Annotated in this window: 12 protein-coding genes and 2 pseudogenes; 9 read left to right on the top strand and 5 right to left on the bottom strand. The window is 60.1% G+C overall.

What is annotated here, in order from left to right; all coding sequences use genetic code 11:
* Positions 1-8: 8 nt before the first annotated feature.
* Entirely contained in the window at positions 9-1,112 is a 1,104-nt protein-coding gene (locus P0D73_RS11025; protein WP_408178564.1) for an acyltransferase family protein, read from the bottom strand.
* A gap of 238 nt (positions 1,113-1,350) precedes the next feature.
* Between P0D73_RS11025 and P0D73_RS11020 the strand changes: the two are divergent.
* From P0D73_RS11020 to P0D73_RS11010, 3 genes and pseudogenes are all read left to right on the top strand, one after another.
* Positions 1,351-1,629: pseudogene (locus P0D73_RS11020) on the top strand (transposase); the annotation flags it as partial.
* Between the two features lie 97 nt (positions 1,630-1,726).
* A complete protein-coding gene (locus P0D73_RS11015; protein WP_408287109.1) occupies positions 1,727-2,029 on the top strand; it encodes a tetratricopeptide repeat protein in 303 nt (100 codons plus the stop codon).
* Between the two features lie 71 nt (positions 2,030-2,100).
* Positions 2,101-2,799, top strand: coding sequence for a hypothetical protein (locus P0D73_RS11010; protein WP_408178565.1), 699 nt, complete (start codon positions 2,101-2,103; stop codon positions 2,797-2,799).
* Between the two features lie 316 nt (positions 2,800-3,115).
* Here P0D73_RS11010 and P0D73_RS11005 read toward each other — a convergent pair whose 3' ends face one another.
* On the bottom strand, positions 3,116-4,795 hold the full coding sequence (locus tag P0D73_RS11005; RefSeq protein ID WP_408178566.1) for an ABC-F family ATP-binding cassette domain-containing protein: 1,680 nt from the start codon (positions 4,793-4,795) through the stop codon (positions 3,116-3,118).
* Positions 4,796-4,996: 201 nt separating this feature from the next.
* On the opposite strand from P0D73_RS11005, the pseudogene P0D73_RS11000 reads away from it, so the two are divergent.
* Both P0D73_RS11000 and P0D73_RS10995 read left to right on the top strand, forming a co-directional pair.
* A pseudogene (locus tag P0D73_RS11000) lies at positions 4,997-5,220 on the top strand (tyrosine-type recombinase/integrase); the annotation flags it as partial.
* Positions 5,221-5,582: 362 nt separating this feature from the next.
* Entirely contained in the window at positions 5,583-6,362 is a 780-nt protein-coding gene (locus P0D73_RS10995) for a bestrophin-like domain (protein WP_408178567.1), read from the top strand.
* Between the two features lie 563 nt (positions 6,363-6,925).
* Here P0D73_RS10995 and P0D73_RS10990 read toward each other — a convergent pair.
* From P0D73_RS10990 to P0D73_RS10980, 3 genes are all read right to left on the bottom strand, one after another.
* Positions 6,926-7,228, bottom strand: a complete 303-nt coding sequence (locus P0D73_RS10990; RefSeq protein ID WP_408178568.1) for a DUF4148 domain-containing protein — start codon at positions 7,226-7,228, stop codon at positions 6,926-6,928.
* Positions 7,229-7,398: 170 nt separating this feature from the next.
* Entirely contained in the window at positions 7,399-8,484 is a 1,086-nt protein-coding gene (locus P0D73_RS10985; RefSeq protein WP_408178569.1) for an aldose epimerase family protein, read from the bottom strand.
* Between the two features lie 33 nt (positions 8,485-8,517).
* Positions 8,518-9,735 (bottom strand): XylR family transcriptional regulator, encoded by a 1,218-nt coding sequence (locus P0D73_RS10980; RefSeq protein WP_408178621.1) that lies wholly within the window; start codon positions 9,733-9,735, stop codon positions 8,518-8,520.
* A 271-nt stretch (positions 9,736-10,006) separates the two neighbouring features.
* On the opposite strand from P0D73_RS10980, the gene xylA reads away from it, so the two are divergent.
* The 4 genes from xylA to P0D73_RS10960 all read left to right on the top strand — a co-directional run bounded on the left by xylA (position 10,007) and on the right by P0D73_RS10960 (position 15,364).
* Positions 10,007-11,329 carry a xylose isomerase gene (xylA, locus tag P0D73_RS10975; RefSeq protein ID WP_408178570.1) on the top strand — a complete coding sequence of 441 codons (1,323 nt, stop codon included), beginning with the start codon at positions 10,007-10,009 and terminating at the stop codon, positions 11,327-11,329.
* A gap of 171 nt (positions 11,330-11,500) precedes the next feature.
* Entirely contained in the window at positions 11,501-12,529 is a 1,029-nt protein-coding gene (xylF, locus tag P0D73_RS10970; RefSeq protein ID WP_408178571.1) for a D-xylose ABC transporter substrate-binding protein, read from the top strand.
* A gap of 79 nt (positions 12,530-12,608) precedes the next feature.
* Positions 12,609-14,168: a D-xylose ABC transporter ATP-binding protein gene (gene xylG / locus P0D73_RS10965; protein ID WP_408178573.1), complete on the top strand. Its 1,560-nt coding sequence runs from the start codon at positions 12,609-12,611 to the stop codon at positions 14,166-14,168.
* Entirely contained in the window at positions 14,165-15,364 is a 1,200-nt protein-coding gene (locus P0D73_RS10960; protein WP_132383886.1) for a sugar ABC transporter permease, read from the top strand. Before xylG ends, P0D73_RS10960 begins: the two co-directional genes overlap by 4 nt.
* Positions 15,365-15,573 lie beyond the last annotated feature (209 nt).

The raw sequence follows: 15,573 nt of genomic DNA, 5'->3' as shown, positions 1-15,573 counted from the left end.
CTGCGACTTCAGGCGGGGCGGCTCTGTACCGATGTGAAACGGTTCTTCAAAAGCAGGAAAGGACGCTCGAGAAGCCTATACGAAGCGTCCGCTAGCAAGACCGTGACCACGACGGCGACAGCGAATCTCGAGAACCGGTTATGCACTTCAAGCTGATCCAGGACTTTGGCGGTCTCTGTCAGCGCAAAAATGTGGAACACATAGATCCCGTACGAGATCTTTCCCAGATGGCGCATAGGACGGCAACCGAACGCTGCCCGCAGCTTCGATGACATCGAGACCGCGTAGACAATCAGACAGCACGCGAACGCCATGACGGGATAACCAATTACCTCGCAGACTCGCGAGATACCGGGCGGCCCCATCCATACGAGCGCCGAGAGTATCAGCAAAGCGGCAGTAGCAGAAAGCAATGACTTGCGCGTCCGCAAATCCATCGATGCGCCGACTGAAGTGCCGAGGCCCATGAATATCCCGAACAGAAACGTGTCGGCTCTCAGCGGTGAGACCCATACGAATGGATGACTACGACCGATCAGCACGACACCGAGACGCATCAACATAAAGCCTACCGCCGCCGCAGCGAGCGCCATTTTCAAGCCTCGCACGTGACCACGCGAAAAGTACGTTGCAGTTGCGATGGGGATCAGCAAATAAGCCTGCTCTTCGAGCGCGATCGTCCACAAATGCGACGAGAACGGAAACGGCGTATATCCGTGATACGCCGCCTCGATGTTCTGGGTAAAGGTCAGATGGGACACGTACCAGCCGAACAGCTGCATAGTGCCTTGATCGCCCCAAATCAGCCCCCAAAGCAGTGCGAGTGTGACGAATGACAGATAGAGCGGCCAGATGCGCAAGGCCCGACGAATATAGAAGTTGAGGATGCTGACGTCGCCCGTCGTTTTTCGTTCGATAAGCAGAAGGCGTGACAGAAGAAACGCACTTAGCACAAGGAACAGATCAACCCCGAACCACCCGAGGAAATTCCTGAACGCAGCGATCGACGGCTCCGCCAGAAGATCGCTGTGATGCACGACGACTGACAAAGCAGCGACTGCCCTGAGGCCGTCGATCCAGGGGAGATAGAAGGTCTTGTTGCCGTTTGCCATGGTGCTCGTTCGGATTGAGCGGCAATGGTAACAAAAATGATGGCGGACGCACTTTTCCGTGAAACGATTCGCCCGGAGACAGAACGACAATTGCCTGGCAAGCCTTATTTCCCAGACCCGAAAACTAGAGTTAGAGTTGGTTTGCTGGGCGATGCGACTGCGTCGGCGGGACCATCAAATTTTATTGTGGGGCAAGCCCACGTCTTAGCGATCATCAACCAAGGACAGTTTTGCGGTGGGCGCGAAGTTCTGGTTCAAGGTGTTCAACGAACTGAAGACGCGCGGATGCCAGGACATCCTGATTGCCGTGGTCGACGGCTTGAAGGGACTGGCCGAGGCGATCGGCGCAGCTAATCCCCGCACAAGCGTGCAGACCTGCATCGTGCACCTGATCCGTAGCAGTCTGGAGCACGCCAGCTACAAGGTTCGCAAGGCTGTCGCCACGGCGTTGCGCCAGATCTACGATACCGCGAGCGAGCAGGCCGCACAGCAGGCCCTGCAGGCCTTCGCTCAGGGGCTCGCTGACGTGGGCGACTATCACTGCCCAACGCAAAGATAGTGATGCAAAGCTCTCGAACGGAGACGCGTCGGGCGCCGAGTCGGCCAGCAACCAGGTGGCGGCCAAGGAGATGGTCAAGGTCGCCATTGCACAGATGTCTCAGGGAAAGCTCGATGATGCCGAGAAAGAACTGAGCGATGCCGCGGCTCGCGATCCGAAGCAGTCGCTGGTCTACTACAACATGGCGGTGCTGAGGCTGAAGCAGGGCCGTACAGACGACGCGTTCAAGGAACTGGAAGCCAGTTTTCTGAACGGGTTCTCGTACTTCGACGAGATGCAGAAGGACCCCGATCTCGACGCTATCCGGAACGACCCGCGCTTCACGGCATTGATCAAAAAGTATCGTACGACGACGTGAACATCTCTAGCTATCGGCGAGCCGCCGCGCTGTGCGCGGCGTTAGCGATTGTCTGCGGATGTTCGAAATCCGTGGAGCCGTCGATCATCGGCCACTGGCATGCTGAACGCGTTGCTTTCGATAGCGTGCAGTTGCCGGTTGGCCTTGATATCGTAGTGTCGAACGCACAGATCGTCAGTCCCGATACGGGGGCAAGCCTTCCGATCAAAGGTATTGAGGGAAAGAAGGATGCTGTGACGATCGATTTGTCGTACGGGGTCGGATTTACGTTTTACTTCGATGGCCCTGACCGGATGTATCTGAAGATACCTCTTGTTGGGCCCGTATACTATCGTCGCGTCGTCGAGGACGTTCACGCATCGGCGTTACCGACTAACGCTGCAGAGACTTCGGCAAATGGGCTCGGCCCCGCGACGCAAGCTCCGGTATTGAGTAAGCAGTCGGCAGACGTGGAAGTAAGGAGGAGTGAACCGAAAAACGTGAACGCCGAACCTCCTGAAGTTATATCTGCTGCTCAGCGTTATCGCGTTGGTGAGCCGACGGTTTCGCCTTCTGTGAGCATGGACAAAGTCATGACTGGAGGCGGGGTCGCGCAGGCCAAGCTCGCGTTCGCCGCAGCACACGACGGGGACTACGATGCCGCCATTAGTCGGCTTAGCGATGCGTTCAAGTCAGGTTATCGAGGGTTTGCTTTTCTCGACAGCGCCCCGGAGTTGAGCGGCTTGAGGGATGATGTACGCTACCGTGCTTTGGTTGCTCGGTATCGCTGAAATAGGAGTAGCACGTTTCGACAAGTTGGCGTAGAGGACGTAACGGCTATGAAGGTGGCGACTCAGGGGCTGGAGTCGCACAGATCATGAGCCTGTTGTCGACGCTTGATTCGAGGAACAAGTTATCGGCCTAGGCCGTCATTGGGACGGGCTGGGTTCTACGTCAGCAATGTGGCTGATTGCCGACGATGGCGGCATCGAGCAACCGGGTGGCATCATCCTGCATCAGTGAGCTCACACGCCCAACCTTAAGCGGCCCTTCGACTCGATGCGAGGGCTATGGCAGCTTCCAAACTGGAACTGCCACGGGGTTAACTCAGGCGATGATCTTCTGCTCCCCGGCAGCCTGCTCGCGCATGCGACGGGCTTCGTCGCGCAGGAACTGCTGGTAATCGTCCAGATCGCCGTCGAAGGGCTCGACGCCACCTTTGGTAACGAGCCAGAACTCGTCGCATACCGCGCGCAGCAGGGACCGGTCGTGACTGACCAGCATCACCGTGCCTTCGAATTCGTTGAGTGCCATGCCTAGCGCTTCGCGTGTGGCCAGGTCGAGGTGGTTGGTAGGCTCGTCGAGCAGCAGCAGGTTGGGGCGCTGCCACACGATCATGCACAGCACGAGCCGCGCCTTTTCGCCGCCGCTCATCGTGCTCACCGCCTGATGGACCATGTCCCCACTGAAGTTGAAGGTGCCGAGGAAAGTGCGAAGCGATTGTTCGGTGCCACTCTGGCCGGGCGCACGCATGTGCGCCGGCGTGTCCTTGGCAAGGCGGATCATGTGTTCCATCGGCGTGTCGAGGGGACGCAGCACGTCGAGTTCCTGCTGTGCGAAGTAGCCGATGTTCAGGCCTTTGCCCTCGCTGATTTCGCCGGCAATCGGCGCCAGTTCGTGCGCCACCGTCTTCACCAGAGTGGACTTGCCCTGGCCGTTGGCACCGAGAATGCCGATGCGTTGCCCGGCCAGCACGGATCGGTTGATGCCCCGCACGATGACCGTCGGCGGCGTGCCCGGTGGTGCGCCGGTCGGCGCCGCGTAGCCGAAGCTCGCGTCCAGCATCGACAACAGCGGGTTCGGGACGTTGAGCGGCTCCTTGAACTCGAAGTTGAACTCTGCGTCGGCAAGCACCGGTGCGATCTTCTCCATGCGTTCGAGCGCCTTGACCCGGCTCTGCGCCTGCTTCGCCTTCGAGGCCTTGGCCTTGAAACGGTCGATGAATTTCTGCAGGTGGGCGATCTTGTCCACCTGCCTGGCCATCGCGGCCTGCTGCAACACCAGTTGCTCAGCGCGCATGTCTTCGAACTTGCTGTAGTTGCCGCCATAACGCACCAGCTTGGCGTTGTCGACGTGCACCGTCACGTGCGTCACCGCGTCGAGGAATTCGCGATCGTGGCTGATCACTACCAAGGTTCCTGGATAGCGCTTGAGCCACGCTTCCAGCCAGACCAGCGCGTCGAGGTCCAGGTGATTGGTCGGCTCGTCGAGCAACAGCAAGTCGGACGGGCACATGAGCGCGCGCGCCAGCTGCAGTCGCATGCGCCAGCCGCCGGAGAAACTGTTGACCGGCTGGCTAAGCTGCGCGGCACTGAAGCCAAGGCCCAGGATCAGCGCTTGGGCACGTGCGGGGGCATCATGTGCACCGGCGTCGTGCAGGGCCATGTAGGCGTGCGCCATGCGCATGCCGTCGTCGCTGGCCTCAGCGGCGGCTACTTCGGCCTGCGCGGCCAGTAGTACGGTGTCACCCTCGATTACGAAGTCGGTCGCGCTCTGCTCGGTCTCCGGCATCTCCTGCGCGACCTGGCCCATCTTCCATGCGGCGGGAATCGAGAACTCGCCGCCGTCTTCGTGCAGCGTGCCGTTGAGAAGGCCGAAGAAGGATGACTTGCCGGCGCCATTGCGGCCGACAAGGCCAATCTTTTCGCCAGGGGTGAAGGTGACGGACGCGCGGTCGAGTACGACATTGACGCCACGGCGCAGCGTGACATTACGGACGGAAATCATAAGGAGCTACTTCGGAGAGGATAGGCATGATAGCCCACCGGACGCACAGGGCTGTCTCTTTTCTGGCCGCACGAGTGAAGAGCCGCTTGCTCTTTGCGGCGCCCACCGGCCGCAAAGCGAGGCGGGCACTGGCGCGCCGGGCGTTCCGGCTGCTGGGCCAGCGAACAAACGGTGAGTGACGGCTCCTGGCTTGTAGCACGCATCCGACGTGCAACCAGGCAAACTCGGGAGCCTTGGAACAAAGGCAAGTTAATCGGCCAAAAGCCACCGCTGAAGCCGAAAGAAATCTGGACAATCCGGATTCATCTCCAGAATGCCCATTCGGTTCGCGATCTGGCGCTGTTCAACGTCGCAATGATAGCAGGCTGCGCGGCTGTGATCTCGTCAATCTCCGTGTGCGCGATGTCATGCACGGTAGTCAGGTGTTGGTCATTCCAAGCTGGAAAGTACCGTGCGATACCTTGGCATAGAGGTCGACGATGCACTCGAGATCTCAGAGCAGACCGAGATCTAGCGCGCCGTAACCGGCCGCTATCTCGCCTGATGTCGTGCGAGTACTATCGGCCAGAAGCTGCCCTTCGACGGCCATAAGCAAATCGGTGACAATCTGCCAGCGGCAGAATTAAAGACAACCCAGAGCGTGACCGGAGCGGCAATTCGGCCATCACGACGCAACGTGGTCGAGCGCACAGACTACCGATGGAGCTTCGTGGTCTGGTTGAGGGGTTTGGACTCCCCGACCCACCAGGAATATCCCGTTCAGACTGCGCATTGCGCAACCACAATCATGAGTACATGGGTACACGAGCTGCCGTTATGGTTGATGGCACTGGTCACTTTCGGTGCGATATTTCTCGCGGGCGCGACCATCCATGTCGTCACCGGATGGCTTGCTGCCGGTCGATATGGGCGATCATTCAAGGCAATTTCTCCCGGTCTGCTTTCTCCACTCGGTATCATATTCGGCTTATTTATCGTCTTCACGGCCTCGCAGGTCTGGAACGATACAGCGCGCGCCAATATCGCGGTCGCCACTGAAGCGAGTGCGTTGCGATCGGTTGTTGTCATGTCTGCCGTTCTGCCAAATGAAGCCCAGACCGAACTGCGAAGGATGGTCCGAGACTACATCCAGTACACCGCGACAACTGAATGGCCGCTCGTGGCGAAGGGAGCCGTCACACTTAACGTTAGTCCTCCCACGCTGAACAACGCACTGAAGTTCACGCTATCCCTACCAGTCGTTACGCCCGGACAGCAGACGGCGCAGCGCGAAGTCGCGGCGTCCCTGCAGCATGCTCTCGAAGTGCGTCGCGAACGTATCCTGATCAGTCGCAGCGAAGTGAATGGTATCAAGTGGTTATGCTTGGCCTTTCTGGCGGTGTGCCTGCTGTTCGCCATCGCGTTCGTTCATTGCGACAACCGGCTGACATCCGCCGTGGCAATCGGTCTGTTTTCGGCGGCACTCGCCACAACCGTTTTGCTCATCCTCTCCCACGATCGGCCCTTTACAGGAGAAATCGCGCTGACGCCCGAACCGCTGTTGCAGGTGATACCTGAGGATCGCTGAGCGTTGTCGGCCAGGAAGGGTCACTCGTGTTTTGTGCCACTCTGACATTCAGACGGCGGCGCAGTCCGGCAAAGCGGCCATTCGATCTCGAGGCGAGCATGGTTGACGACGGCTCTTACCGCACAACATGCAGGGGCAACGAGCGCGAGCCCATTACCTGGACGGCGTATCGGATGATGCTTTGGTCTTGAACGTTTGCGACCAACTCGTCGGCACGAGATAAAAGCCGAAGGAGCAATGGATTTGTATTCGCATTGTTGTATCCCAGGGCGAGATCAATCGTCGGGGGCACGCCGTCAAGCGCCCGGGCAACAACGTTCGGTGTCAGCATATTTTGCGCATGCAGCGGGATAAGAACCCGAAGCGACGTTGAGTAGAAGTTCTCGCGATGCACATGAACGCATGCTGAGAACCATCGAACTGCCGCTCGAGGACAGCCGAGCCATTATTTTCGTCAAAGGACTTTCTGACATTGCGCTGTCATGGCCAGGCATTCGAAGCACGAATACGAGCGCATGCCTGAACCATGCGCTCGCATCGAATTGCCCAAAACAGAGTGCGTACTACTGACCTTGCAGATTCGGATTGCCGGCAGGAACGTCAGAGCCGGTTTCCGACGAGCCAGCGGTGGATGGACCATATCCCGTCGCTGCATTGTTCTGTGCGGCGACGCGAGCTTCGGCCGCCTGAATGTCAGCGGGGTAGGTGGAGTCGGTTGCGACCGCGGGGTTATAGCCGGCCTGTTCGATCTGCTTCAATTGCGCCTTGACCTCGGCGCGCGTGACCGGTTGCTCGGATTGTGCGAACGATGCCACCGGCGCTGCGAAGACCACAACTAGCGCCACGGCTTTGATAAGCGATTTCATGATGCTTCCCTCCGAGAATACTTTATGGGGCGCCGCAGCAATCTTTGGCACCATCCACGGATTCTAGGAAGGTAGTCGTCTAGGGGAAACCACTGATACGGTAATTCAGTGTTGCTACAAACAATAAGTCGGCCTGATGTAATGTGGTCCGTAATATATGAAGAATCGCGCTACACGCCTTGGCGAACATCGACTCGATACGCGGTCACCTGCAGATACGTGCTGCCGGCCCGCACGATCACCTCGTCCTGCTCAGCCATATTGACCTGGTTTGGAAAGCCCCCCGCTTCGAGGCACAAACCGGCGTGCGCTTGATACGCAATGCCGCCGCGTCCTGAGTCGCCCTTTAACCAGTTGCCGCTGTAAAACTGTAAGCCGCGTTGATCGGTCGAGACGGTCAATTCGCGTCCACTGCCGGGATCGTAGGCGCAGGCAACCTGGCGCATCGGCGGGGTGGCATCGTTCGTGCCGGCGTCGGGGGCATCGCGCAGCACGTAGCAGTGGTCGAAGCCACCGGCCGTCGCCAACTGCGCGTGTGGCCAGTCGAGCCGCGCGCCGATCGGCGCGCTCCGCCGAAAATCGAAGGCATTGCCTGCCACTTCCGCCAGCTTGGACGGAATCATAGCGGCGTCGACCTCAAAGAAGCGGTCCGCATCGATCGACAACACGTGGCCGCGAATGTCGGCACCCGGCCGGCCCGTGAGATTGAAGTACGGATGGCTCGTCAGATTGAGCGGCGTCGCGGCGTCGGTGATCGCTTCATAGGCGATGGTCAGCGTGCCGTCGTCGTCGAGCGAGTAGCGCACTTGCGTGGTCACGTTGCCCGGAAAACCGGCATCGCCTTCGGGCGACTCCAGTCGCATGAGCAACGCACCGTTGTCCTCGCTCACGTCCCACAGCGCGCGATGAAACCCCACCGTGCCGCCATGCAGCAGGTTCGCGCCTTCGTTGCGGTCGAGCGTGTACTCGATGCCGTCGAGCGTGAAACGCGCATCGGCAATCCGGTTCGCCCAGCGGCCTATCAGGCCGCCCATGTAAGTGGTGGCCGCCACATATTCGGCGGGCGTGTCGTGGCCGAGCAGGATATCGCCGAGCACGCCGGCGCGATCCGGTGCATGCCACGAGACCAGCGTCGCGCCCAGATCGCTGATGGCGACTTTCATACCGTGCGCGTTGCGCAGCGTGAAGAGTCGGACGGAATCGCCGCCGCGCAATGTGCCCCACGGCTCGGAAGAAAGTTGTGCGATGCTGATCATGTCGTCAGTGAGAAGAAAAGAGAATAGGCATGCTCAGCCCGGCGCGGACGTCGAATTCGCCTGCTCCTGGTATTCGCGCGGCGTACAGCCGAGTTCACGGCGAAACACCGCGTACATGTATTGCGGCGACGTGAAGCCGCAACGGATCGCCACTTCCGCACTCGACGCATCGCGCTTCGCCAGCAGTGCTTTTGCGACATCGAGTTTATGGCGCAGGATTTCCTGATGCACGGTGCACTGCCGTTCGCGCCGAAAGTACTCTTCGAGCGATGAGCGCGACACGCCCACATAGTCGGCAACCTGTTCGGTGCGAATGCCTTGACACGCGTACTGTCGAATGAAGTGCCGCGCCCGCATCACATACGGACTCGCCAGCGGTTGGTGCTTCGTCGATTCGAGCACGTTGATACCGACCGGCGGCACCAGAATGCGCCGCCCCGGAAACCGCGCGCCATGCAGCATCTGATGCAAAAGGTGAGCAGCGGTGCGGCCCATTTCCTCAGTACCCTGAATCACCGATGAAAGCGGAATACGCGTCAACGTGCGGGTCAGCGGATCATTGTCGATGCCAATGATCGCGACTTCTTCGGGCACAGGAATGCCGGCGATCAAACACGCCTGAAGCAGATGCCGCGCACGCGCATCGGTGACTGCGATTACACCAACCGGCTTCGGCAAATCCCGCAGCCACGCAGTGAGCTGTTCGGTCGCCTGGTTCCATGACGGCGCGCTGGTCGAGAGGCCGCGATACATCTCGCTGTCGATCTGCTCCGCGCTATGTCCGTCCGCGCGGCGCAAATGAGCGAACGCGAGTTCGCGCTGTTGGGCCCAGCGGTTCTCCTGCGCTTGCGGCAGGCTGTACAACGCGAAGTGCTCGAGACCCGCGCCGATCAGATGCGTATAAGCGAGCGAAACAAGCTTGCTGTTGTCGGTGGCGATATAGGGTAAATCCGGAGGATAATGCGCCGGATCTTCGAACGACGATCCCACGGCGACCACCGGCAAAGGACAATCGCGCAGCGCTTCGCCTACAGCCGGATCGTCGAAATCCGCGATGATGCCGTCGCCGTCGAAGCGTTCTATACCCGTCAGCCGGCAGCGAAAGTCTTCTTCGAGAAACAGATCCCACGCCACGCGCGTGGACAGCAGGTAGTTGCCGATGCCGGTGATGATCTCGCGGTCGTAGACCTTGTTCGCGTTGAACAGCAGCGCGATCCGATGGGTCGTCTGTGGTGTTTGCGGACGGGTCATGGCGGTGAGCGGTGTGCGGGTCAATGACCCGTCACGCCTTTGTCTCCTGTTGGATGCTTAATTTGAACGGCAGCGGTTTTAAGCGTCTGGTTATTCTAGGCCTCGAATCGCGCGCCGGTGCGAAACAAAATCGAGGGCGGTAAGAAACATCAAGCACGCTGCGCAATTTCGCAATTGCCGATGCATCGTGCAAGCGGCAGCATGGCGTCACCTTGTCAACCGGCGCGGCGACGTCGCACGGGTTGCGGTGCACCATAAACTGGAGACGCTGATGTCTTACTTCGAACACATTCCCGAGATCCGCTACGAAGGCCCTCAATCGGATAACCCGCTTGCGTACCGCCACTACGATAAAAGCAAGAAGGTGCTCGGCAAGACACTCGAAGAACATCTGCGCATTGCCGTGTGCTACTGGCACACGTTCGTCTGGCCGGGCGTGGATATTTTCGGGCAGGGAACGTTCCGGCGTCCTTGGCAGCAACCCGGCGACGCGATGGAGCGGGCGCAACAAAAAGCGGATTCCGCATTCGAATTCTTCTCGAAGCTCGGCACGCCGTACTACACGTTCCACGATACCGACGTCTCGCCCGAAGGGTCGAGCCTGAAGGAGTACAGCGAAAACTTCTTGCGCATCACCGACTATCTGGCGCGCAAGCAGGAGAGCACGGGCATCAAGCTGCTGTGGGGCACGGCCAATCTGTTCTCGCATCCCCGTTATGCGGCCGGTGCCGCGACCAGTCCCGATCCGGAAGTGTTCGCGTTTGCGGCAACCCAGGTGCGCCACGCGCTCGATGCGACGCAACGGCTCGGCGGCGATAACTATGTACTGTGGGGCGGACGCGAAGGTTACGACACCTTGCTCAATACCGACCTCGCGCGTGAACGCGATCAACTCGCCCGCTTTCTACATATGGTCGTCGACCATGCGCATAAGATCGGCTTCAAAGGCTCGCTGCTGATCGAACCCAAGCCACAGGAGCCGACCAAGCATCAATACGATTACGACGTCGCGACCGTGCATGGCTTTTTACTGCAACACGGGCTCGACAAAGAGATTCGCGTGAACATCGAGGCCAATCATGCGACGCTCGCGGGCCACTCGTTTCATCACGAGATCGCCACGGCTTACGCGCTGGGTATTTTCGGCAGCGTCGATGCGAATCGCGGCGATCCGCAAAACGGCTGGGATACGGATCAATTCCCAAATAGTGTGGAAGAACTGACGCTCGCCTTCTACGAAATCCTCAAACACGGCGGCTTTACAACCGGCGGCATGAACTTCGATTCGAAAGTGCGGCGCCAAAGTGTCGATCCGGAAGATCTGTTCTACGGCCACATCGGTGCGATCGACAACCTCGCGCTCGCCGTCGAGCGCGCGGCGGTGCTGATCGAAAACGATCGTCTCGATCAATTCAAACGTCAACGTTACGCGGGCTGGGAAGCGGAGTTCGGCCGCAAGATTCTTTCCGGCGACTATTCGCTCTCCACACTGGCGGCGGATGCACTGGCGCGCGGTCTGAACCCGCAGCACGCGAGCGGCCATCAGGAGTTGATGGAAAACATCGTGAATCAGGCGATTTACAGCGGACGTTGATCCGCGTCTCAAGAAGCAACGCATCAGAAAGTAGCCACACCACTAAAAAAATCGCGCGGCCACGCCGACCGCGCGAAATAGGAAGCTTTGGGTTGTCGCTTGTCCGGTCTTGCGGCTCGCAGCGCAAACCGTCCAATCCGGTATTCCGGCTATCAGAAGAAGGAGACAGAGATGAAATTCGCAACGCGTCGTACCGTATTGAGTTCGCTCGTGTGTGGAGCGGTGCTCGCCAGCCTGTCGCTTGCCGCGCCGCTCGCGTATGCGAGCAAGGATCATCCGGAAATTGGCTTCTGTATCGACGATCTGCGCGTCGAGCGGTGGTCGCGCGATCGCGACTATTTCGTCGCCGCAGCGGAAAAACTCGGCGCGAAAGTGTCGGTGCAATCCGCCGATGCGAGCGAAGAGCGGCAGATCTCGCAGATCGAAAACCTGATCTCGCGCGGCGTGGATGTCATCGTGATCGTGCCGTTCAATTCGAAGACGCTCGGGAATGTGGTCGCCGAAGCGAAGAAAGCGGGCATCAAGGTCGTTTCATATGACCGCCTGATTCTCGATGCCGATGTAGACGCGTACATCTCGTTCGATAACGAAAAGGTCGGCGAATTGCAGGCGCAAGGCGTCTACAACGCGCAGCCGAAGGGCAACTACTTCCTGCTCGGCGGCGCACCGACCGACAACAACGCCAAGATGCTCCGCGAAGGCCAGCTCAAGATACTGAAGCCCGCCATGGATAAGGGCGACATCAAAGTGGTCGGTCAGCAGTGGGTGCCGGAATGGAGCGCTTCCACGGCGCTGCGCATTGTCGAAGATGCGCTGACGGCGAATAACAACAAGATCGACGCGATCGTCGCATCGAACGACGGCACCGCGGGTGGCGCGATCCAGGCGCTCGCCGCGCAACACATGGCGGGCAAGGTGCCAGTGTCGGGCCAGGACGCGGACCTCGCGGCCGTGAAGCGTGTGATTGCCGGCACGCAGACCATGACGGTATACAAGCCGCTGAAACTGATTGCCGGCGAAGCGGCCAAGCTCTCCGTGGCGTTGGCGAAGGGCGAGAAGCCCGCGTATAACTCGCAATACGACAACGGCAAGAAGAAAGTCGACACGGTGCTCCTGCAACCCACGTTGCTCACCAAGAGCAATGTCGATGTAGTCGTCAAGGACGGCTTCTATACTCAGGCCCAGCTCGCGAGCCAATGAGCGTAACGTGTGCGCGGCGGACCTCGATGCGTGTCATGCGTATCGGCGCCGTCGCGCGCCTTGCAGCGAGGCATAGCGAATGACGCAAGCTCTTATGACGATGCGCGGCATCGTCAAGGCGTTTTCCGGCGTGAAGGCGCTCGACGGCATCGACCTCACGGTCGCGCCCGGCGAGTGCGTGGGCCTGTGCGGCGAGAACGGCGCGGGTAAGTCGACGCTGATGAAAGTGCTCTCCGGCGTGTATCCGTGGGGCACGTGGGACGGCGAAATCATCTGGGAAGGTGAGCCGCTGAAAGCCGCCAGTGTGCGCGACACTGAACGCGCCGGCATCATCATCATTCACCAGGAGTTGATGCTGGTGCCGGAGTTGTCGGTGGCGGAGAACATCTTTCTCGGCAATGAAATCACGCTGCCCGGCGGCCGCATGAACTACGCCGCGATGTACCAGCGCGCCGACGAACTGCTGCGCGAACTCGGCATTAGCGGGATCAATGCCGCACAGCCGGTGATGAACTATGGCGGCGGCCATCAGCAGTTGATCGAGATCGCGAAGGCGCTGAACAAGCGCGCCAAGCTGCTGATTCTCGATGAACCGTCGTCTTCGCTGACTTCCTCCGAGATCCGCATTCTGCTCGACATCGTGCGCGATCTGAAGCGGCGCGGCGTGGCCTGCGTGTACATCTCGCACAAGCTCGATGAAGTGGCGGCCGTGTGCGACACGATCAGCGTGATTCGCGACGGCCGTCATGTCGCAACGGAGCCGATGCGCGCGCTCACCACCGACCGCATCATTTCGCTGATGGTGGGCCGCGAAATCAAGAACCTGTTTCCACGCGAGCCGCATCCGATCGGCGACGTGATCTTCGAAGCGCGCCACGTTACCTGTTTCGACGTGACCAATCCGCGTCGCAAGCGTGTGAACGATGTTTCGTTCGCGCTGCGGCATGGCGAGATTCTCGGCGTGGCCGGTCTGGTCGGCGCGGGGCGCACGGAGTTGATGCAGGCGATCTTCGGCGCGTATCCCGGCGTGAGCGAGGCGACCGTGGTGATGGATGGCAAGCCGCTCAAGATTCGCGCACCCGTCGATGCGATTCGCGCGGGCATCGGCATGGTGCCGGAAGATCGCAAACGGCACGGCATCGTGCCGGGGCTGAGCGTCGGCCATAACATCACGCTGGCTGTGCTGGAGCGCTTTGCATCGGGTGGGCGAATCGACTCCGCTGCCGAACTCGATACGATTCATACGGAGATGAAGCGGCTTTCGGTGCGTGCCGCGCATCCCATGTTGTCGATCGCGAGTCTGTCCGGCGGCAATCAGCAAAAGGCCGTGCTGACCCGCATGTTGCTGACCAATCCGAAGGTGCTGATTCTCGACGAACCCACCCGCGGCGTCGACGTCGGCGCGAAATACGAAATCTACAAGCTGATTTTTCAACTGGCGCAGCGCGGCATGTCGATCGTGATGGTGTCCTCCGAATTACCCGAAGTGCTCGGCATCAGCGATCGTGTGCTGGTGATCGGTGAAGGCGAGTTGCGAGGCGATTTCATCAACGACGGCCTCACGCAGGAGGACATTCTCAGCGCCGCGATCCGTCCCGTGCAGCGATCCCCGAACCCAACCGCAGCGAGTGCCGCATGACGCCCGACGTTACTTCCCAACGCGCCGACGAAGCCGTGCCGCGAGGCGCATTCGGCGGTCCGCAGCGCATTCAGCAACTGTTCGCGCGCTACAAGATTCTCGCGCTGCTGATCGCCGTGGCCGCGATCTGGATTTTCTTTTCGGTGCTCACGCACGGCGCGTTCGTCACGCCGCGCAATCTGTCGAACCTGCTGCGGCAGATGTCGATTACCGGCATGCTCGCGTGCGGCATGGTGTTCGTGATCATCGCCGGCGAGATCGACCTGTCGGTTGGGTCGTTGCTCGGTTTGCTCGGCGGCGTGGCGGCGATACTCGACGTCAACCGCCATTGGCCAATCGGCGTCACGTTGCCGGTCGTCATGCTGCTCGGCGTGCTGGTCGGCATGTTCAACGGATGGTGGTCGACCTATCGGCGCGTGCCCTCGTTCATTGTCGGGCTCGGCGGCATGCTCGCCTATCGGGGCATTCTGCTCGGCGTGACAGGCGGTTCGACAATCGCGCCGGTGTCGGACAGTTTCGTGTTCGTCGGCCAAGGTTATTTGCCGCGGCTCGCGGGCGATACGCTCGCGGTGGTGCTGTTTCTGCTGTTGGCGTTTCTGACGATACGGCAGCGCCGCAACCGCGAGCGCTATCAGTTGCGTGTGGTGCCGTTCTGGCAGGACGTGGTGAAGGTGGTCGGCGCGGGTGTGATTCTCGCCGGCTTCGTTGCGACGCTCGATCGTTACGGCGGCATTCCGGTGCCGGTCCTATTGCTGCTCGCGCTGCTGGGTATTTTCACGTGGATCGCCACGCAGACCGTGTTCGGGCGACGCATCTATGCGGTCGGCTCGAACCTCGAAGCGACTCGGCTTTCGGGCGTCAACACCAATCGAGTGAAGCTGGCGATCTTCGCGTTGATGGGGCTGATGTGCGCGTTCGGCGGCATCGTCAATACGGCGCGGCTGGCCGCGGGTTCGCCTTCGGCGGGATCGATGGGCGAGCTCGATGCGATTGCCGCGTGCTTCATCGGCGGGACGTCGATGCGCGGCGGTTCCGGCACGGTCTACGGCGCGCTGATCGGCGCACTGGTGATGGCCAGCCTCGACAACGGCATGTCGATGCTCGACGTCGACGCCTATTGGCAGATGATCGTGAAGGGCAGCATTCTCGTGCTGGCCGTGTGGATCGATGTGGTGTCGGGGTCGAACCGGCGGTGAGGTTGAAGAAGGGGAGGTGCGGCGGCGCGAGCCGGCGCATCCCATTCCCCACCCCATTTAATGAAACACCCCACGACTTCCCTCAATCTCCGCCATCCTCCTCACCCCCCGCCCCGCGCCTCTTGACCTGAACCCACGCATTTAAGTCCCACATCCACTCTCCCGTCTTATTACTATTCCGAGGAACAACGCCAGGCGCCGACCCGCGC

It is taken from the genome of Paraburkholderia sp. RL18-101-BIB-B (genome assembly GCF_046026985.1).
GTDB lineage: Bacteria > Pseudomonadota > Gammaproteobacteria > Burkholderiales > Burkholderiaceae > Paraburkholderia.
Note: the sequence above shows the minus strand (reverse complement) of the source record. Positions and strands in the feature narration are given on the sequence as shown.